The 20,658-nt window shown below is 66.9% G+C and carries 13 protein-coding genes and 2 riboswitches; of the genes, 4 read left to right on the forward strand and 9 right to left on the reverse strand.

The features are described 5' to 3' along the window. Positions 1-6: 6 nt before the first annotated feature. From FHS02_RS10665 to FHS02_RS10700, 8 genes are all read right to left on the reverse strand, one after another. Entirely contained in the window at positions 7-1,998 is a 1,992-nt protein-coding gene (locus FHS02_RS10665) for an OPT family oligopeptide transporter (protein WP_137313405.1), read from the reverse strand. Positions 1,999-2,309: 311 nt separating this feature from the next. Next, entirely contained in the window at positions 2,310-2,846 is a 537-nt protein-coding gene (def, locus tag FHS02_RS10670) for a peptide deformylase (protein ID WP_137313406.1), read from the reverse strand. Then, positions 2,843-3,727: a UTP--glucose-1-phosphate uridylyltransferase GalU gene (galU, locus tag FHS02_RS10675; RefSeq protein WP_137313407.1), complete on the reverse strand. Its 885-nt coding sequence runs from the start codon at positions 3,725-3,727 to the stop codon at positions 2,843-2,845. Before galU ends, def begins: the two co-directional genes overlap by 4 nt. A 167-nt stretch (positions 3,728-3,894) precedes the next feature. Then, positions 3,895-6,237, reverse strand: a complete 2,343-nt coding sequence (ligA, locus tag FHS02_RS10680; RefSeq protein ID WP_137313408.1) for an NAD-dependent DNA ligase LigA — start codon at positions 6,235-6,237, stop codon at positions 3,895-3,897. Between the two features lie 17 nt (positions 6,238-6,254). Then, positions 6,255-7,646, reverse strand: a complete 1,392-nt coding sequence (locus tag FHS02_RS10685) for a cell division protein ZipA C-terminal FtsZ-binding domain-containing protein (protein WP_137313409.1) — start codon at positions 7,644-7,646, stop codon at positions 6,255-6,257. Next, positions 7,643-11,167 carry a chromosome segregation protein SMC gene (smc, locus tag FHS02_RS10690; RefSeq protein WP_137313410.1) on the reverse strand — a complete coding sequence of 1,175 codons (3,525 nt, stop codon included), beginning with the start codon at positions 11,165-11,167 and terminating at the stop codon, positions 7,643-7,645. The genes FHS02_RS10685 and smc overlap by 4 nt, the downstream gene beginning before the upstream one ends. Before the next feature lie 124 nt (positions 11,168-11,291). Next, positions 11,292-11,954, reverse strand: a complete 663-nt coding sequence (locus FHS02_RS10695) for a phosphatase PAP2 family protein (RefSeq protein ID WP_229422576.1) — start codon at positions 11,952-11,954, stop codon at positions 11,292-11,294. 230 nt (positions 11,955-12,184) lie between these two features. Beyond that, on the reverse strand, positions 12,185-14,311 hold the full coding sequence (locus FHS02_RS10700) for a DUF1631 family protein (protein WP_229422577.1): 2,127 nt from the start codon (positions 14,309-14,311) through the stop codon (positions 12,185-12,187). A gap of 336 nt (positions 14,312-14,647) precedes the next feature. Between FHS02_RS10700 and FHS02_RS10705 the strand changes: the two genes are divergently transcribed. Next, positions 14,648-14,830 carry a hypothetical protein gene (locus FHS02_RS10705; protein WP_137313411.1) on the forward strand — a complete coding sequence of 61 codons (183 nt, stop codon included), beginning with the start codon at positions 14,648-14,650 and terminating at the stop codon, positions 14,828-14,830. A gap of 179 nt (positions 14,831-15,009) precedes the next feature. On the opposite strand, the gene FHS02_RS10710 is transcribed toward FHS02_RS10705, so the two are convergent. Continuing rightward, positions 15,010-15,570, reverse strand: a complete 561-nt coding sequence (locus FHS02_RS10710; RefSeq protein ID WP_137313412.1) for an ATP-dependent Clp protease proteolytic subunit — start codon at positions 15,568-15,570, stop codon at positions 15,010-15,012. 190 nt (positions 15,571-15,760) lie between these two features. Beyond that, positions 15,761-15,847: riboswitch (glycine riboswitch) on the forward strand. Positions 15,848-15,870: 23 nt separating this feature from the next. Further along, a riboswitch (glycine riboswitch) is annotated at positions 15,871-15,991 on the forward strand. A gap of 95 nt (positions 15,992-16,086) precedes the next feature. On the opposite strand from FHS02_RS10710, the gene gcvT reads away from it, so the two are divergent. The 3 genes from gcvT (at position 16,087) to gcvP (ending at position 20,648) form a co-directional block, all read left to right on the forward strand. After that, on the forward strand, positions 16,087-17,208 hold the full coding sequence (gene gcvT / locus FHS02_RS10715) for a glycine cleavage system aminomethyltransferase GcvT (protein WP_137313413.1): 1,122 nt from the start codon (positions 16,087-16,089) through the stop codon (positions 17,206-17,208). A gap of 44 nt (positions 17,209-17,252) precedes the next feature. Continuing rightward, a complete protein-coding gene (gene gcvH, locus FHS02_RS10720) occupies positions 17,253-17,636 on the forward strand; it encodes a glycine cleavage system protein GcvH (RefSeq protein WP_137313414.1) in 384 nt (127 codons plus the stop codon). Between the two features lie 117 nt (positions 17,637-17,753). Then, complete coding sequence (gene gcvP, locus FHS02_RS10725; protein ID WP_137313415.1) at positions 17,754-20,648, forward strand: aminomethyl-transferring glycine dehydrogenase; 2,895 nt, start codon at positions 17,754-17,756, stop codon at positions 20,646-20,648. Positions 20,649-20,658: the final 10 nt, after the last annotated feature.

A 20,658-nucleotide genomic window follows, 5' to 3' on the forward strand; every position in this document is an offset into this window, starting at 1 on the left:
CGGTGCTTACCCCTCGATGCGGCGGGCCGAGTTGGCAGCCCAGCGGTACAGGCTGACGAGGATCGCGGCCGCGACGACCAGCGCGATCAGCATGCCGGTCGATTCCTCGACGCCGGCACCGAACGCCAGCGGGTCGGCCGTTCCGGACAGCACGATCAGCGCGGCCAGCGCCACATTGAACAGGCTCTCGCCGACGATGAAGCCGGACATCACCAGCACACCCACGCGCGACGCGGCTTCGCCGTACGTCTTGCCGCGCAGTGACTTCTCGAAATAGTAGCCAGCCACCGCGCCAACCACCACCGGTGCCGTGACGGCCGACGGCAGGTAGACGGCCAGGCCCACGCCCAGCGGCGGCAGGCTGTACTTGCCATGGCTGGACTTCTTCAGCACGAAGTCGATCGCCACCAGCGCGAGGCCGATCAGGGCGCCCCAGCCGATCAGGTGCCACGGCAGGTCGCCGCCGATCACGCCGCGCGCCAGCGTGGAGATCAGCGTTGCCTGCGGCGCGGCCAGCGGCTGGTCGGAAATGGCGTTCTGGTTCGGCGCACCGGCAAAGCCGTAGGCGTGATTGAGCAGGTCCAGCACGGGCGGCACCACGCAGGAGCCGGCGAACACGCCGATGATCAGCGCTACCTGCTGCTTCCACGGCGTGGCGCCGACCAGCTGGCCGGTCTTCAGGTCCTGCAGGTTGTCGTTGCCGATCACGGCGACCGCCAGCACCACGGTGGTGACGAACAGCGCGAACGCGATCAGCGCCTGGGCGGTATCCGGGCCCAGTACTTCGCGGCCGACGAAGCCGATCGACGTGGCGGCACCGAGGATCGTGAGGATCGCGATGCCGGACACCGGCGAGTTCGACGAACCGATCAGGCCCGCCATGTAGCCGCACACGGCGGCGGCCAGCAGGCCGGCCACCAGGATGTAGCCGATGCCGACGATGACCAGCGGCGTGGCGATCGACGCCAGCACACCGCCCTCCAGGAAGGCTGCCAGCAGCCAGCCGGCCGGCACCATCGCGATCAGCGTGACGAGGCCGACGATGAAGATCGGCATGTCGCGTTCCACGCGCGGCACCTCGGCGCCGCCGTGCTTCGCCGCGCGCGACGCTTCCAGCGCCGACTTCAGGCCGCCGAACACGGGCTTGGCCAGCGTGGCCAGCGTGACGATGGCCGCGGCGCCGATCGTGCCCGCGCCCATCATGCGCACCTGGGTGCTCCACACGCCCAGCGCGTGGTCGGCGACCGAGGCGCCGGCGGCCATCGGCGTGGCGGCCGTCAGGATCGGCACCAGGATGCCCCAGGCGATGACGAGACCGGTCAGCATCGCGATGCCGACCGTGATGCCCATCAGGTGGCCGGCGCCGATCAGCGCCAGCGAAGTCGATGCGCCCAGCCCGGTGGCGGCGCTGCCGCTGCCGAACCGGAAGTAGTAGGCCACTTCGTGCGACACCAGCTTGGCGCCGGCCAGCGCGGCGAAGCCCGCCGATGCCAGCGTGCCCAGTACCACCGCCTTCAGGCCGGCCTTGCCTTCCTGCGCGCCGGCGCGCGACTGGGTGCCGACCTTCAGCACCTCGGCGGCGGCCACGCCTTCCGGATAGGGCAGCTTCGACTGCGACACCAGCGCGCGGCGCAGTGGGATCGTGTACATCACGCCCAGTACGCCGCCGATCGCGCAGGCGCCGAACGTGGGCCAGAACGGGATCTCGGCCCACCAGCCGATCATCAGGAGGCCGGGCAGCACGAAAATCACCGACGCCAGCGTGCCGGCGGCGGAAGCGATCGTCTGAACGATATTGTTTTCCTGGATCGTCGCATCCTTGAAGGCGGACAGCAGCGCCATCGAGATGACGGCGGCGGGGATCGAGGTGGCGAAGGTCAGGCCGACTTTCAGGCCGAGGTAGACCTGCGCGGCCGTGAAGACCAGCGTGATCAGGATGCCGAGGACGATCCCCCGGATGGAAAATTCGAGTGGATTGGACGAAGAGGGTTGGCTCATCCTGGTTTCTCCCGGTGGCCCGGATTTTTGATCCAGGATTTGTTATTGGGTGCTTGGTCTGGGGACCAAATGCTGGGCGGGATATTACGACAGATTTACCTTTGCGCCAATGATCGTTGGCGCATATTGAAATGCAGTGCTTACCTTGGCTTGCGTTCACGAAAACCGGTGTCCGACACCTTTTCCGGAAGAAGCGCCCGAAAAAAGTGTCCGACACCAGGCGCTCAGCCGACGAGGGATGCATCTGGTGTCAGACACTGTCATCCGGGCGCCTCATCGGGATGATGGTGTCTGACACCGGTTTTCCCCGCTCAGTCGTCGTCGTTCGGATCGAGGTCCGGGAACATCACGCTGGTAAAACCGAACTTGGTGAAATCCACGATCCGGGCCGGATACAGGATGCCGTGCAGGTGGTCCACCTCGTGCTGCACCACGCGGGCGTGGAAGCCGTCGGCATCGCGCGAGATCGGATTGCCGTGCTGGTCGAAGCCCTCGTAATGCAGCCGGATGTAGCGCGGCACGCTGCCGCGCAGGCCGGGCACCGACAGGCAGCCTTCGAAGCCCTCTTCCCTGTCTTCGCCCAGCGGCGTCAGCACCGGGTTGATCAGCACCGTTTCCGGCACCTGCGGCGCATTCGGGTAGCGCACGTTCGACTTGAAGCCGAAGATCACCACCTGCAGGTTGACGCCGATCTGCGGCGCGGCCAGGCCGGCGCCGTTCGCCGCGTGCATCGTGTCGAACATGTCGGCGATCAGCGCGTGCAGTGCCGGGGTATTGAAGTCGCGCACCGGGTCGGCCTGCCGCAGCAGGCGCGGGTCGCCCATCTTGAGGATGTCGCGGACCGTCACAGCGTCTCGCGCGTCTGCGCCACGAACTCGGCGAACTCGTCGCGCGTTTCCGGATGCTTCAGCCCCATCGCCACGGTGGCCTTCAGGTAGCCGAGCTTCGAACCGCAATCGTAGCGCTGGCCCTCGTAGCGATAGGCCAGCACGCGCTCGTGCCTTAGCAGCGCGGCGATGCCGTCCGTCAGCTGGATCTCGCCGCCGGCGCCCTTGCCCACCTGTTCGAGGAAGTCGAAGATGCGTGCCGACAGCACGTAACGGCCGACCACGGCCAGCGTCGACGGGGCCTTGTCCGGGGTTGGTTTTTCAACGATGCCGGACACCAGCTCCAGCCGGTCGCGATACGGCGATGCGCTGACGATGCCGTACTGGCGCGTGTTCTCGCGCGGCACCTCCTGCACCGCCAGCAGGCTGGCACGCTCGAATTCGTAGCGCTCGGTCATCTGCGCCAGCACCGGGCGAATGCCGTCCGGCGTGTCCATGAAGTCATCGGCCAGCAGCACGGCAAACGGATCGTTGCCGACCACCGGACGGGCGCACAGCACCGCATGGCCCAGGCCCAGCGGCGCCGACTGGCGGATGTAGATGCAGTTGACGTTCTTCGGGATCACGTTCTGCACCAGTTGCAGCAGATGCTGCTTCTGCGCCGCTTCCAGTTCCGCTTCCAGTTCGTAGGCGGTGTCGAAATGATCCTCGATCGCCCGCTTGTTGCGGCCGGTGATGAACACAAGATCCGTGATGCCGGCGGCCACGGCCTCCTCGACCGCGTACTGGATCAGCGGCTTGTCGACGATCGGCAGCATTTCCTTGGGCTGCGCCTTGGTCGCGGGCAGGAAGCGGCTGCCGAGGCCGGCAACGGGGAAGACGGCTTTACGGATTTGGTTCATCCAGTTTTCTCTCAAAAAATGTTTCCAAAAACCGGGGTCTGACCCCGGTTTTTGGTAATTATTTGCCCGGCAGTGCCCGCAGCGCTCCTTCGTCCAGGATCCTGACGGCCAGTTCCGCGGCTTTTACGTGTTGCCTAAAACCGGGGTCTGACCCCGGTTTTAGGCAATTACTTCCCCAGCAGTGCCAGCAGGGCGGCTTCGTCCAGGATCGTGACGCCCAGTTCCTCGGCTTTCGCGAGCTTGCTGCCCGCGTCGGCGCCGGCAACCACGTACGTGGTGCGCTTCGACACGGAGCCGGAAACCTTGCCACCAGCCGCCTCGATCATCGCGCCGGCGGCGTCGCGGGACAAGGTGGGCAGCGTGCCGGTGAGGACGAACGTCTTGCCCGACATCGGCCCCTCTTCCGCCTCCGCCGCTTCCGGCAGTTGCGCCAGCAGTTCCGTGCGCAGCGCGGCCAGGGCCATCAGCTTGTCCCGGTTGGCCTGCGCCGCCATCCACTCCTCGAGCGACGCGGCAACGGTGGCCGGCAGGCCGAACACGTTGAACACCTTCAGGAAGGCCAGCGATTCGAGCGTCATGCCGTCGGCCAGCAGTTGCCGGGCACGCGGCTCGGTCAGTTTCGGGATGCCCAGCGCAGCCAGCAGCGAGACTTCGTCCAGCTTCTCGCGCAACTGGGCTTTCGGCGCATGCTCGCCCTGCGGCGCCACGCCCGCGGCCAGAAGCGCATCGATCGCCGCCTGGTTTTTCTCTTCGGCGAAGAAGTCGGCGATCGATTCGGCCACTGTGCCGCCGATGTCCGGCAGCACGCGCAGCAGCGCGGCCGGGGCCCTGCGCACCAGCGCGAACCTGCCGAGCCAGTCGGCCAGCGTCTTGCCGGTCGACTCGCCCACGTGCCGGATGCCCAGCGCGAACAGCAGCCGTTCCAGCGGCGGCTTCTTGCTCGCTTCGATCGCAGCCAGCAGGTTGTCGGCCCACTTGGTGGCGACCTTGCCCTGCTTGACGGTATCCGGCGTGGTGCCGTCGCGTTCGTCCGCGGCCCGTTTCATCTGCAGCAGGTCGTCCAGCGTCAGCCGGTACAGGTCGGCCACGCCGTGCACCAGGTTGCATTCGACGAGGCTGTCGATGTAGCGGTCGCCCAGCCCTTCGATATCCATCATGCGGCGGCCGGCGAAGTGGCGGATCGCTTCCTTGCGCTGCGCCGCGCACGTGAGCCCGCCGGAACAGCGCGCGATCGCCTCGCCTTCCTCGCGCACCACGTGCGAACCGCATACCGGGCAGGTGTTGGGCAGCACGTAGGCCGCCGGTTCCGGCGTGGGGCGCTTTTCGAGCACCACGGCCAGCACCTCGGGGATCACGTCGCCGGCGCGCCGCACGATGACGGTATCGCCCACCCGCACGTCCTTGCGGCGCACTTCGTCCTCGTTATGCAGCGTGGCGTTGGTGACGGTGACGCCGCCGACGAACACGGGCACCAGCCGCGCCACCGGCGTGATGGCGCCGGTGCGGCCCACCTGCACTTCGATCGCCTGCACCGTGGTCAGCGCTTCCTCGGCGGCGAACTTGTGGGCCAGCGCGAAGCGCGGGGCGCGCGACCGGAAGCCCAGCGTACGCTGGTCTTCGACCCGGTTGACCTTGTAGACGACGCCGTCGATCTCGTACGCCATCGCCGGGCGCGCCTTGCCGATCCGCTCATAAAACGCCAGGAGGCCGTCGTAGCCCCGCACGACCGCGCGTTCCTGGTTCACCGGCAGGCCCAGGGCGGCGTACCAGTCGAGCAGGCCGGAATGGGTTTCCGGCATGTCCGCGCCGACCAGTTCACCGATGCCGTAGGCGAAGAAGCGCAGCCTGCGCTGCGCCGTGATGCGCGAGTCGAGCTGGCGCAGCGCGCCGGCGGCGGCATTGCGCGGATTGACGAATTCCTTCTGGCCCGCGGCGCGCTGGCGCTCGTTCATGGCCGCGAAATCGGCCTTGAACATCAGCACCTCGCCGCGCACTTCCAGCACCTCGGGCAGGTCGTCGCCCCGCAGGCGCAGCGGGATCGACTTGATGGTGCGGATGTTGGCCGACACGTCCTCGCCGGTATAGCCGTCGCCGCGCGTGGCGGCCTGCACGAACACGCCGTTCTCGTAGCGCAGGTTGATCGCCAGGCCATCGAACTTCAGCTCGGCCGCATAGTCGACCTGGAGCACGTCCAGTCCCTCGCGCACGCGGCGGTCGAAGTTCTCGATGTCCTCGTCCGTGAAGCCATTGTTCAGCGACAGCATCGGCACCGCGTGCGTGACGGCGGCGAACTGGCCCAGCGGCGGCGCGCCGACACGCTGGGTGGGCGAGTCCGGCTGCGCCAGTTCCGGGTGTTCCTCCTCGAGCCGCTGCAGCTCGGCGAACAGCTTGTCGTATTCGGCGTCCGGAATGGTGGGGGCGTCGAGCACGTGGTAGGCGTGCAGGTGCCGGTTCAGTTCCGCCGTCAGCCATGCGGCCCGCCCGGCGGGGCTTTGCAATTCTTCGTTCATCGGCTTGAAACGTGCAATCAGTTGAACAGCCGCAGCGCGCGCGTGGAGCCGGCAGGAATGTCGGAAGCTTCCATGTCGGCATAGAATTCCTTCACCTGCCCGGCGATCTCGGCGATCGACGCATCGGACAGCGGCTGGTTGTAATCGTCGACGATGATCGCATCGAGGCGCTGCACCAGCGATTTGGCGCAGGCGATCATGGCGCCGAAGCCGTCGCGGGCCGGGGCCACGCACGGCACGTCCAGCAGCAGCGTCAGGCGGCCGGTGGTTTCCTCGGCCGGCGACACGTTGGTCGACAGCGTGAACAGCTGGCCGCCCTCGCCGTCCGACATCACGAAGCGGCCGTCCGGACGCAGGTCGAAGCCCTGTTTTTCCAGCGCGCCGACCAGCGTGGTCACGTCCCACGGCGCGCCGTTGGCGGCCAGGTTCACGCCCAGCTGGGCATCGTGCGCGGCGACGAAGCGGTGCAGGTTGCGCGCCTCGGCCATCACTTCCATCATGTCGGGGATCTGCGGCTCGGCGCCGATTTCATCGGAAATGGTGCGCAGGCGCGTTACCAGTTCGGAGTATTCCAGTTCGTTCAGTGCCGTGGTACGGCTGGCCAGCTGCACGCCGCCCTGCAGCTTCGTGTACACCGTGCCGTACTGGACCGGTTCCCAGTCGCCGGAGACCGCCAGGCCCACGTAATGCACCGGTTTATTGCCGACCAGGCGCAGCTTCTGCAGCACCGGCAGCAGTTTCTCGCCGCGCAGCGGCGCCGCCATGTCGAGCGGCAGCAGGCAGTCGATCAGCGGATCGACCAGCGCCGTGGCCAGTTCGGACGGTGGCACGGCCGCGTCGGCGCTGCGCTGGGGGACCGGCGGCTGGGCAGCCGGCGCTGGCGCAGGCGCGGGGGCGGAAACCGGCGCAGGAGAGGGAGCAGGAGAAGAAACAGATACGGGCGCTGCCGCTGCGGGAGCGGCTGCCACGGCCGGGGAAACCGGCGGCGTGGCGTCGCCCGGCAGGTCGACCGAAGGCTCGGCACGCTGCACGTCGTCCGCCACCACGCTCGGCGCCACGACTTCCTCGTGCGGCGGCTTGCCGTAGGCGCCGGAGCCGGCATCGACCATCGGCACGTCGCCCAGCGTGAAGCTCGGTTCCGCGCGCGCGCTGGCCGGCGCATGCACCGGCGCATCGGCATGCGTGTGCACGGGCGCATGTGCAGGCGCAGGTGCGTGCAGAGGATCGAGCACGGGCTCGGTGGCGTCGAACGCCGGCTCCTCGGTGCGCATCAGCACGTCGTCGTGCTCGGACGCAAAGGCCCGCTCGACGCTTTTCTTGGCCTTGTGCTCCTGCCACTTGTTGTAGATGAATACGCCGGCAACGAATACGCCGGCAGCCGCGATCAAACTGGTCTGAAAATCTGTCATGCTGCTTGTGCCTCGGTAGCGAAATTGGCGGCGGCTTCCATATCCACCGCCACGATGCGCGATACGCCCTGCTCCTGCATCGTCACACCGATCAGTTGAGTGGCCATCTCCATCGCGATCTTGTTGTGCGAGATGAAGAGGAATTGGGTCTGGTCGGACATGCGTTTCACCATCCTGCAGAAACGTTCCGTGTTGGCGTCGTCCAGCGGTGCATCGACTTCGTCGAGCAGGCAGAACGGCGCCGGGTTCAGCCGGAACATCGAAAACACGAGCGCCGTTGCCGTCAGCGCCTTTTCGCCGCCGGACAGCAGGTGGATCGTCGCGTTCTTCTTGCCCGGCGGTTGCGCCATCACCTGCACGCCGGAGTCGAGGATCTCGTCGCCCGTCATGATCAGTTTAGCCTGTCCGCCGCCGAACAGGATGGGGAACAGTTCGGAAAAGTGTCCGTTGACGCGGTCGAACGTTTCCTGCAACAGGTCGCGCGTTTCCTTGTCGATCTTGTGGATCGCATCTTCCAGCGTGCCGATCGCATCCAGCAGGTCGCGATTCTGCGCGTCCAGGAAGTTCTTGCGTTCCGAGGCCTGGGCCAGTTCGTCGAGGGCGGCCAGGTTGACGGCGCCCAGCGCGGCGATCGCGTTGGTCAGCCGCGTCACTTCCGCCTGCAGGTACTGGGCCTTCATGTCCGGCTGCAGTCTGGCGGCCAGCGCGGCTTCGTCGGCGTGCACTTCGGCCAGCTGCTGGGCAAACTGCTCCTGGTTCAGGCGCGCGGCCTGCTCCTTCAGCTGCATCTCCGTGATGCGGTCACGCTGCGGCTGCAGGCTGCGCTCGCCGGACATGCGCGACTCCTCGGCATGGCGCAACTGCTGGCTGATCTGATCCAGTTCGTGGCGCGCATCGGCCAGCGCGCGTTCCTGCTGCGTGCGGCGGTCCAGCAGTTCCTGCAAGCCTTCGTTCGCACTGCCGGATTCCAGGCCGGCCAGCTCCTGTTCGCCGGCGCCCAGGCTTTCGGCCACCTGGGCCGCCTGCGTGGCGGCGGTGGCGATGTTGCGGCGCAGCTCGTCGATGCGGTTGCGCGCGGATTTCTCGGCGAATTCCGCTTCCTGCGCACGGCGTTCCAGTTCGCGCAGCGCCTCGCGGGCGTCGGCCAGCCGGCTTTCGGTGCGCAGGAAGCCCTCCTGCCCTTCTTCATGCGCGCCCTGCAGTTCCGCCAGCTCCATGTCGAGCTGCTCGAACTTTTCTTCCGACTCCAGCCTCGCCTGCACCTGCTCCGCCTCCTGGGCGGCGATTTCAGCCAGGTCGCCTTCGATCTGCGTGCTGCGCTGGGCAAAGCGCGCCTCGATCTCGGACAGCTTGACGACGTCCAGCTGCAAGGCGTGCACGGACGACGTCAGCGAGGCGTTCTTCTGCCGCAGCTCGGCCAGCACGCGGGCGTGGTTCGTCACCGCCGCGTCGGCACGCACCGCCCTGGTGCGCGCTTCCTCGGCCAGCATGGCCTGGGCGCGCAGCTGCTTGCCGATATTGTCGATTTCCTGCTGGCGGCCCAGCATGCCTTCCTGCTCCGAGTCGGCGGCGTGGAAGCGCACGCTCGACTGCGTGATGACGTGGCCCTGGCGCGTGACGAAGCAGGCGCCCGCCGGCAGGTGCGCACGGCCGGAAAACGCCTGCGCCGTGTCTTCGGCCACGAACACGTTGTGCAGCCAGTCCTGCAGCACGCCGCGCAGGCCCGGGTCGTTCAGCTTCAGCAGGTCGAGCAGCGGCTTGAAGCCCACCGGCGCTGCGGGGGCCGGCGCGGTGGTGACAGGGGTAAACAACGCCAGCTTGGCCGGCGGTACATCGCCCATGAAGTGCTTTGCCCAGTCCAGGTTCGACACCTGCAGCGCACCCGTGCGCTCGCGCAGCACCGATTCAACGGCCGCTTCCCAGCCCGGCTCGATAGCCAGCTGCTGCCACAGGCGCGGCAACTCGTCCAGGCCGTGCTTCTTCAGCCAGGGCATCACCTTGCCCTGCGTCTGCACCCGCTCCTGCAACTGGCGCAGCGCGTTCAGCCGCGCTTCCAGCTGCGCGCTGGTGGCCGTTTCGGCCTGCACGGCGGCCTGCGCGGCGCGGCGCTCTTCCTCCAGGCGCGGCTGCTGCTCCAGCGCCTCTTCGAGCTGCATGCCCACTTCTTCCAGCGCCTGCTGCTTTTCCTCGAGCTGCCAGCGGAGGTTTTCCAGGTGCGCCGCATCCGGCATCGCCAGCCCGTTCTTTTCCTGCTGCAGGCGTTCGCGCCGCGTCGCCAGGCCGGACAGGATATTCGACGCGTTGCGCTGGTGCGCCGACTCCAGTTCCAGCTGCTGCTGTACCTGCATGATGCGGGCGCGCGATTCAGCCGCCTTTTCCTGCCCTGCGCGCCACTCCGCTTCCAGCAGCGGCAGCAGTTCGGCCTTCTGCTCGGCCAGCATGCGCGATTCCTCGACCCGGGCAGCCAGTTCCTCGAGGTTGAATTCGGCTTCCTCGACCTGGCCGCGGTACTCTTCGGCCTGCCTTTGCCACTGGTCGCGCTGCGCCGTCAGCGTGGCCAGCTGCTGCTGCAGCCGCGTGCGCGACTCGACCACGTACTTGATCTGCGCCTCGAGGCTGCCGATGTCGGCATTGGTCTGGTACAGCGCGCCCTGCGCCGTGTGCAGGCGGTCGCCGACGGCGAAGTGGGCCTGCCGCATGTGTTCCAGCGTCAGCTCCACGCTGCGCAGCTGCGCCGTATCGCGTTCCAGGTCGGTCTGCGCCTGCAGCATCTCGGCGAACCAGCGCGCCTGCTCGGCCTGCGCCTCGTTGCGCCGCAGCAGCCACAGCAGCTTCTGCTTTTCATCCTGCTCGGACTGCAGCTGGTGGAACCGCATGGCGATGGCCGCCTGGCCTTCGAGCTTTTCCAGGTTGCCGGTCAGTTCGCGCAGGATGTCCTCCACGCGCAGCAGGTTGTCGCGCGTGTCGTGCAGGCGGTTTTCCGTTTCGCGGCGGCGCTCCTTGTACTTCGAGACGCCGGCGGCTTCCTCGAGGAACACGCGCAGTTCTTCCGGGCGCGATTCGATGATGCGGGCGATCATGCCCTGGCCGATGATGGCGTAGGCGCGCGGACCGAGGCCGGTACCGAGGAAGATGTCCTGGATGTCGCGCCGGCGCACCGGCTGGCTGTTGATGTAGTAGGTGGACGTGCCGTCGCGGGTGAGCGTGCGCTTGACGGCGATCTCGGCATACTGGCCCCACTGGCCGGATGCCTTGCCGTCGTGGTTGTCGAACACCAGTTCGACCGAGGCGCGGCCGGCCGGCTTGCGGTGCGTGGAGCCGTTGAAGATCACGTCCTGCATCGACTCGCCGCGCAGTTCGGAGGCTTTCGATTCGCCCAGCACCCAGCGCACAGCGTCGATGATGTTCGACTTGCCGCAGCCGTTCGGTCCCACCACGCCTACCAGCTGCCCCGGCACCTGGAAATTGGTGGGATCGACGAACGACTTAAATCCCGACAATTTAATGGATGATAGACGCACGTAGGAAAATGTACTTTGCCCGAAAGGCTGGTTGCAAAGGCGCCTATCATACCATCGCGCGCAACGGGTCTGGACAAAATCGCACTATTGCGCCCGCCGCCGGGCCCGGGAACCCGAGAGGGGGCTAGATCGCCTGCTGCACCTGCCGCACCTGCTGCAACTGGCGCACCTTCTTGCGGTCCGGCCCGTGCTTCCACTTGCGCGGCGTCGGATCGTTACCGGACAGCTGCACTGCCACCTGGCGCACCCATTGCTCGGCCGGCACCTGTTTCGTGAACGGCATCACCAGCACCAGCGGCACGCACAGCGCGACCAGGATGCGGCCGACGACGGCCGGCTGTTCGCTGCGCGCGGTCACGACGAATGCTGCGGCCACCGCCAGGCCCACCGCGCCACCCAGCACGACTTCGGACAGCGAATGGGCTCCGACGGGCAGGCGTGAAAAACTGATCAGCACGGCCAGCAGCACGCCGGCGGCCAGCGCGGCATGCCGGGAGACCGGGCGCGCCTTCAGGAACATCAGGTAGAAAACCACTGGATAGACGGCGCAGGAACGCATCGCATGGCCCGACAGGCCGGCGAAATTCCAGTCCGGGATGCCAATGCCCCAGCCATACCAGGCCACCTTGGTGACCACGACGAGCAGCATGCCGATGCCGAACAGCAGGCACCACGACAGCGACAGCCGCCAAGTGCGCCCGGCCAGCAGCCATACGGCCACGGCAATGCCCAGCGGTCCCGTCACACTCATACCGCCCAGCGCCGACAGCGCATTCCACCACATCATCGCTTCGTTTCCTCTTGTTTTATCCGCACTACGGGTTATACCACGATTCATTTCCGCAAGGCAATTACAACATTACCTTCGCGGCAACAAACGTAGCCCGCAGCGTAGTGACTCTTCATTAAGTTGCTCTTAAACTCGGCGGTTGCTCCCAACCCGGCGGTTGGATGGCACAGGAATGGCGGCACGCTGGCGGCAGTGGCGGGACAGGAATACTGATCCGAAGCGTTCTGTCAGGCGGCGGCTGAATCCAGCTCGGCGGCGGGATCGTTCACCGCCAATGCCCGCGCCAGCGCGCGCGCGACGACACCTTCGGCTTGCAGCACCGTCGCCGTACCCGCGTGCAGCCGCTGCGCCAGCGCCTGGGCCGGAAGCGAAAACGCTTCTTCGCGTGCGCCGTTGGAAAAGATGTACAGCGAGCGCAAGGGACTGATCCACGCCAGCTTCACCCTGCGCGCGCCGCCGTCCTCCGCGAACTCGAACCACGTGCCGCGCGCCAGGCCGGCCAGTTCTTCTTCGGGCGCCAGTGCCGGCGCTGCTGCCGATTGTGCCGACTGCGCCGATTGTGCCGACTCTGCCGACTCTGCCGACCGTGCGTCGGCTGCCCGCGCCAGCCGGCGCTCGGCGGCCAGCGTCGCGGCCTGCATGGACAGTTCGATGCGCCGCTCGGCTGTCATGTCCAGTGGGGCGCGCACGATCGACGCGTGGCAGTCGGCCAGTTCGGCGAAGAAGCGCAGCCGGTCGGCATCGTGCCACTTGACGACGTCGAGCCACCGGTTCAGCGTGGCCAGCAGGCCGGGCAGCCTGGCGATCAGCTGCCTGCGTTCGTCCGCATCCAGTTTCGGCCGCACGCTCCACAGCAGGTCGTCCATCGCCTGCGTGGCATGGCGCACGGCGCCGGGCTTGTCGTCGTCGATGCTGTAGGCCACCGTCAGCACGTCGGTCCACCTGTTTTCCAGGAAGGCCTCGACCACGGCCACCACCTCGCCGGTGCCGACGCGCAGCGCCACCGCATCGCGTGCGGCGCGCCGCGCCGTGGCCGTCTTTTCCTGCTTCAGCGCGGCCGCCACAGGTACCGCGAGCACGGCGGCGGCGTCGGCCTCTTCCTCCTTCAGTGCCGCTTCCAGTTCGCGCACCGCCTGGGCGAATGCGGCGGATGCCGCATCGTCCTCGCGGGCGGCGACGTCGACGCTGCGGCGCATGGCCTGGAACTGGCGGTCGTCGCGCCGGCCCGTGCCGGCCAGCGTGCGCTCCCAGCCCATCCGGGACAGCAGTTCGAGCAGCTTGCGGGCCGGGTGCCCGGCGTGAAAGAAGAATTGCTTGTCCGCCAGCGCCGCCTTCAGCAGCGGCAGTTGCAGCAACTGGAGCAGCTCGCGGCTCTCCGATGAAATCGCCTCGTCGGCCGACACGGTGTCGAACACGGCGCCCAGCAGGTCGATCGTGCCCTCGTCGGCGCGCGACAGCATGCCGCGCGGCGCGTCGCGCTTGAGCGAGGACAGCGCGATCGCGTTCGCTCCAACGGCGTCGGGCAGGCTCGCCAGCCAGCGCAGCAGGCGGGGCGCGAGCGTGCCTGCCTCGCCTGCTGCCGTGGTATCTGCCGTCGCGCGGTCTCCTGCCACCCCGGACTGCCCGAAGAATGCATGCAGCCGGCTGGCCAGCAGGGCTTCGCGCCGGGCGTCATGCCCCTGCTGCCGGACAGGCTGCTGCGCCAGCGGCCGGCGCAGTGGCCCGGGCAGCAAGCCATGCCGTTCCAGCACCCCATTGACGGCGGCATAAACGGCGGCCAGGTCGTGGAAGCAGCCAGCCTGCACCAGCGCCAGCATCGCGGCCGCACTGCCCTCCTCGCCATCGAACGCTGTCCATGCCTCGTGCAGCGCGGCGATGAATACTTCCGGCCGAAACGGATTGACGCGCAACGACTGGCGTTCGAACAGGTGCGCCAGCCCGGCATTCAATGTGGCGAGCGCATCGGCATGCGCGGCATCGAACGGCCTGGCGATGGCGGCCCGGGCCACGCGCTGGTCCATCTCGTCATATGGCACCAGCGCCAGCGGCTGCCCTGCCACGCGCGGCTCCGGCGCCAGCTGCGCCAGCTCTTCGCGTAGCGCCCGTCCCAGCGCATCGGTCACGCGCGGCAGCAGCGCTTCGTGGCGTTCGTGCAGCAGGCTGGCAGCGCGGAGGCGGTCGCGCGAATCCGCCGGTGGCTGGCTGGACTCGGTGAGACGCGCAGCAAGCTGCGTGCGGAACGCCGCAAAACCGGTGCCTACCTGCTGTAGCGCGGCGCCGATCGCTTCTTCCAGCACCGCGTGCCGCGGACTGACGGCCCGCGGTGGCATCGTGGTCTGGGCAGAAGTAAGCATGGATGCAGCAAGCATGGACGCGGCCGGATAGTGGAAGCCCTCATTCTGCCACATACTTTCCACAAGGCAATAGCTAGGGTGAAAGTATCGCCCGATTTGTGCCCCGCGGCATACAGATGAGCTCGCAAGTGCTTGTATTGTCGAGCTTTATTCTTGTGCTGCAAGGTCTTGTCCTACAGGGGCAGACGGTTAATTCTGATATCCGCCGGCTGATCAAAAACGCATTATTTCGCTACCGGAAACGCATCGGCAAAATCGCAACGCATGCAATAGCAAACGGTTTCACCAATGCGCCTTCGGCCCCGTGTTCCCCTCTCCAATCGAAAGGAAAGCAAAATGGCTTCGAATCAGAAAAGCGGTGGCAACAAGCAGGGTTCTTCTTCCGGCAGCTCGAAACAGTCGGGCAACAAGGGCTCCCAATCCGGCGGCACCCAGGGCGGCACGCCGGAGCAGCATGCCGAGGCCGGCCGTCAAAGCCACAAGAACGACGCCAAGAAGTCGAGCTCGCGCGGCAAATAAGCCGGCACATCAGCCGGCATATCAGCCAGCAAGCAGGGCCGCAAATGCGCAGACGGCGCGCGGCCGGCATCCGCAACGGGATGCCTCACCATGAGAAGGGCTTGGAAAGGTAGCGCCATTCCAAGCCTTTTTTGTCGTCCAGACCGGGACGACGCCCCGATCGCCTGTCCAGGCACGTTTCAGACGTTCGTGACGCGCTTGCCTTTCGGCGGCCGGAAGTTGCGCACCTCGTTGACCATGCCAACCTTCGCCGCATCGCTGGCGGTCAGGTGCAGGTCCGCATGGGCATGCACGAGCCAGTGCTCTTCCGACAGGCGCACGTGCTGGCGCAGGATCGACTCGGTACGCGCATCGTCGGCCTGCAGGCCTTCGACAATGATGCGCAGCGCATCCGGCCGGGCGCCGGACGGCGCACTGGCATGGGACTTGTGCACCATGAATCGCGCGGTCTCGCTGGCATAGCGCTCCTGGCCCGCCAGGAACAGGATCACCGCGATCGACGCCACCGCGCCGCCGTTATACATCACGATCCTGATCGGCAGGTTCGACAGGTAGTTGTACAGGCACAGGCCATCGCTGACATAGCCGCCGTTCGATTGCAGCAGGATGTGGGCAGTCTCCACGCCATCTTCCGTCATGTCCGCTACCGCCTCGAACACGCGGTGCACCATATCGCTGTTGACGTCGCCCGACAACGTAAACCACGCCGCGCCATCCAGCTTTTGCTTATCCTCGCTCATGTTTTTTTACCCTCAAAGAACGGTGTTCGCCATTCTAGCGCACGGTCTTTTTTCGGGCCGCACGACCGGGTGCGGGCGGGGTTGTCGACAATTACCTTGAATCATTTCGAGCTACCCAGGCGCAAGGCCGGGCATCGCCCGGTAGCGCTCCCGCCAGATTGACACCCCCTTATACTTACCTTATAGTCCCGATCCTCGACCGGGAGAGCGCAGCGCCAGCTGCCGCCGAAGGGGCAACACCCAAAAACTCTCAGGCATCAAGGACCGGTCAGGGGTCGCCAGCGCCAGCAATGTGCGCGCGGCCGAAACTCTGGAGAGCGGCACGCTTGCACGGTAACCGGTAAGCTTGCCCACCGAAGGGGCGTGCGGAATCGATACGTCGAACCGCTATCTCTCAGGTACCGAGGACAGAGGGGTAACGAACAACTGTGGAAAAGCGCTGCCCGCTTCTTCCGTGCCAATGCGTGTCATTGCGTGGCCGTTGTGCTGATAACCCCAACCGAAGTCCGAGGCCCCATGACGCTCAAAGCCACTCCCCTCAACGCAGCCCACCGCGCCCTCGGCGCCCGCATGGTCGATTTCGGCGGCTGGGACATGCCCGTCAACTACGGTTCGCAGATCGAGGAACACCATGCCGTGCGCAGCGACGCCGGCATGTTCGACGTGGCCCACATGTGCGTGGTCGACATCGAAGGCACCGACGTGCGGGGCTTCCTGCGCCGCCTGCTGGCGAACAATGTCGACAAGCTGCAGGTCTCCGGCAAGGCGCTGTACTCGTGCATGCTGAACCCTGAAGGCGGCGTCATCGACGACCTGATCGTCTATTTCTTCACCGAAAACTGGTTCCGCCTGGTCGTGAACGCCGGCACCGCCGAGAAGGACGTGGCGTGGATGCAGGCCAAGAGCGACGAGTGGCAGGCCGGCCTGACCATCACGCAACGCCGCGACGACCCCGCGAATGCCATGGCCCTGATCGCCGTGCAGGGCCCGAATGCCCGCGCCAGGGTCTGGGAACTGATCCCGCAGGCGAAGGAAGCCACCGCCGAGATGAAGCCGTTCAACGTGGCCATCGTGCAGGACACCGCGTTCGGCGAAGCGATGGTGGCGCGCACCGGCTATACCGGCGAGGACGGCTTTGAGATCGGCGTTGCCGCCACGCAGGCCGAGGCGCTGTGGAACGCGCTGGCCGCCGCCGGCGTGAAGCCGGCCGGCCTCGGTGCGCGCGATACCCTGCGCCTGGAAGCCGGCATGAACCTGTACGGCCAGGACATGGACGATACCGTGAACCCGCTCGATGCCGGCCTGGCTTGGACCATCGACCTGGTGTCCGAGCGCGACTTCGTCGGCAAGGCCGCGCTGCAGGCCAAGGGGCAGAACGCCCAGTTCGTCGGCCTGATCCTGCGCGAAAAAGGCGGCGTGCTGCGCGCGCACCAGAGAGTCATCGCCGCGGACGGCGCCACGGGCGAGATCACTTCCGGCACCTTCAGCCCGACGATGCAGCAGGCGATCGCGCTGGCCCGCGTGCCGATGGGCGTCCAGTTGGGCGACACCGTGCACGTGGAAATCCGCGACAAGAAACTGGCCGCCACAGTCGTGAAGCTGCCCTTCGTACGGAACGGTAAAATCCTCGTCGCCTGAACAGGCCCGACCTCCCCAATAACACCACCAATCTGGAGCAACACATGAGCAACATTCCCGCAGAGCTGAAGTACACCGAGTCCCACGAGTGGATCCGCAAGGAAGACGACGGCACGATCACCGTCGGCATCACCGAATTCGCGCAGGACGCGCTGGGCGACATCGTGTTCGTCGAACTGCCGAAGATCGGCAACAGCTACACGGCGGGCGACGATGCCGCCGTGGTGGAATCCGTGAAAGCCGCCTCCGACATCTATGCTCCAGTGTCGGGCGAAGTCATCGCCGTCAACGACGCGGTGGCCGGCTCGCCGGAATCGATCAACGCCAACGCCTATGACGCGTGGCTGTTCAAGATGAAGCCGGCCGATGCCGCCGCGATCGACGGCCTGCTGGACGCCGACGCCTACGGCAAGAACACCGCTTCCTGATTCCGCTGTACCGGGGCCGGCCCTTGCCGGCCCCGCATTGGGCCCCATATCCGGCCCTGCATTGCCCCCGTATCCGGCCCCTTCATTGGCCTCCTTCACTGGCCCAAGAGATCCTTCATGACCCGTACCAGCCTGACCACCCTAGAAGCGCGCGATGCCTTCATCGCCCGCCACATCGGCCCGGACGCCGCCGAACAGCAGCAGATGCTCGACACGCTCGGCTATGCCACGCGCGCCGCGCTGATCGACGCGATCGTTCCGGAAAACATCCGCAACCGCGCCGCCCTGCCCCTGGGCCAGTTCGCCGAGCCGCTGCCGGAACAGGCCGCGCTGGCCAAGCTGAAGGCCATCGCCGGCCAGAACAAGGTCGTGAAGTCGCTGATCGGCCAGGGTTACTACGGCACCTTCACGCCGGGCGTGGTGCTGCGTAACATCTTTGAAAACCCGGCCTGGTACACGGCTTACACGCCGTACCAGCCGGAAATCTCGCAGGGCCGCCTGGAAGCGATCCTGAACTTCCAGCAGGCGATTACCGACCTGACCGGCATGGGCATCGCCAACGCGTCGATGCTCGACGAAGGCACGTCCGCCGCCGAGGCGATGACGCTGCTGCTGCGCGTCGGCAAGTCGAAATCGAAGCTGTTCTACGTGGCCAACGACGTGCTGCCGCAGACGCTGGAAGTGATCCGCACCCGCGCCGAGCCGCTGGGCATCGAGGTGCGCACGTTCGACCCGGCCGAACTGGCCGGCGTGACCGATGCCTTCGGCGTGCTGCTGCAGTACCCGGGCGTGGACGGTGCCGTGCGCGACTACCGCGCCGACGTCGAGAAAGTCAAGGCCACCGGCGCGATGATCGTCGTGGCGGCGGACCTGCTGGCCCTGACCCTGCTCACGCCGCCGGGCGAATGGGGCGCGGACGTCGTGGTCGGCAACAGCCAGCGCTTCGGCGTACCGCTGGGCTTCGGCGGCCCGCACGCCGGCTACATGGCCACGCGCGACGAATACAAGCGCTCGATGCCGGGCCGCCTGGTCGGCGTCACCGTCGACCAGCAGGGCAACATGGCCTACCGCCTGGCCCTGCAAACGCGCGAACAGCACATCCGCCGCGAAAAGGCCACGTCGAACATCTGCACTGCGCAGGTGCTGCTGGCCGTGATCGCGTCGATGTACGCCGTCTACCACGGCCCGAAAGGCCTGGCCGCCATCGCCAGCCGCGTGCACCGCTACACCGGCATCCTGGCCGGCAACCTGCGTACGCTGGGCTACAAGGTGGCGAACGAGACTTACTTCGACACGCTGACGGTCGCCACCGACCGCGCCGAGGCACTGCACGCCGCCGCCGTCGCCAACGGCATCAACCTGCGCCGCATCGACGCGAACCACGTCGGCGTGTCGCTGGATGAAACGGCCGACCGCGACACGCTGGCCGCGCTGTGGTCCGTGTTCTCGGCGGGCGTGGCCGATGCGCCGGCCGCGCCGGACTTCGCCGCCATCGAGGAACCGCTTGACGATGCGTTCCCGGCCGGGCTGGCACGTGCTTCCGAATACCTGACGCACCCGGTCTTCAACCGCTACCACAGCGAGACCGAGATGCTGCGCTACCTGCGCTCGCTGGCCGACAAGGACCTGGCGCTGGACCGCACGATGATCCCGCTGGGTTCGTGCACGATGAAGCTGAACGCCACCAGCGAAATGATCCCGGTCACCTGGCCCGAGTTCTCGAACATCCACCCGTTCGCGCCGGAAGACCAGACCGTGGGCTACCGTGAAATGATCGGCCAGCTGGAAGAGATGCTGTGCGCCGTGACCGGCTACGCGGCCGTGTCGCTGCAGCCGAACGCCGGCTCGCAGGGCGAATACGCCGGCCTGCTGGTGATCCAGAAGTACCACCAGTCGCGCGGCGAAGGCCATCGCAACATTTGCCTGATCCCGTCGTCGGCCCACGGCACCAACCCGGCATCGGCCAGCATGGTCAACATGCAGGTCGTCGTCACCGCCTGCGACGAGAACGGCAACGTCGACCTGGCCGACCTGAAGGCCAAGGCTGAGCAGCACAGCAAGAACCTGGCCTGCGTGATGGTGACGTACCCGTCCACGCACGGCGTGTTCGAGGAAGGCATCAAGGAGCTGTGCGAGATCGTCCATTCGCACGGCGGCCAGGTCTACATCGACGGCGCCAACATGAATGCGCTGGTCGGTGTGGCCGCGCCGGGCGCGTTCGGCGGCGACGTGTCGCACCTGAACCTGCACAAGACCTTCTGCATTCCGCACGGCGGCGGCGGACCGGGCGTGGGCCCGATCGGCGTCGGCGCGCACCTCGCCGAGTTCCTGCCGAACCAGCGTTCCACCGGCTACCAGCGCAACGAGAACGGCATCGGTGCCGTGTCGGCGGCGGCCTACGGTTCCGCGTCGATCCTGCCGATTTCGTGGATGTACATCGCGATGATGGGCGCCGAAGGCCTGACCGCGGCGACGGAAACGGCGATCCTGAACGCCAACTACATCGCCCGCCGCCTGGCGCCGCACTACCCGGTGCTGTACTCGGGCCACGACGGCCTGGTGGCGCACGAGTGCATCCTCGACCTGCGCCCGCTGACCGATGCCACCGGCATCAGCAACGAGGACGTGGCCAAGCGCCTGATGGACTACGGATTCCACGCGCCGACGATGAGCTTCCCGGTGCCGGGCACGCTGATGATCGAGCCGACCGAATCGGAAGCCAAGGCCGAGCTGGACCGCTTCATCGATGCGATGATCGCCATCCGCGGCGAGATCGCCAAGGTGGAAAGCGGCGAATTCGACAAGGCGAACAACCCGCTGAAATTCGCGCCGCACACCGCCGCGGTGCTCACCGCCGACGAGTGGGACCGCCAGTACAGCCGCTCGCAGGCCGCCTACCCGCTGCCGTCGCTGCGCAAGCAGAAGTACTGGCCGCCGGTCGGCCGCGCCGACAACGTGTACGGCGACCGCAACCTGATGTGCGGCTGCGCGCCGATCAGCGCCTACGAGTAAGCGTTCGCGC

Source organism: Pseudoduganella umbonata (genome assembly GCF_014192225.1).
GTDB classification, from domain to species: Bacteria; Pseudomonadota; Gammaproteobacteria; order Burkholderiales; family Burkholderiaceae_D; genus Rugamonas; species Rugamonas umbonata.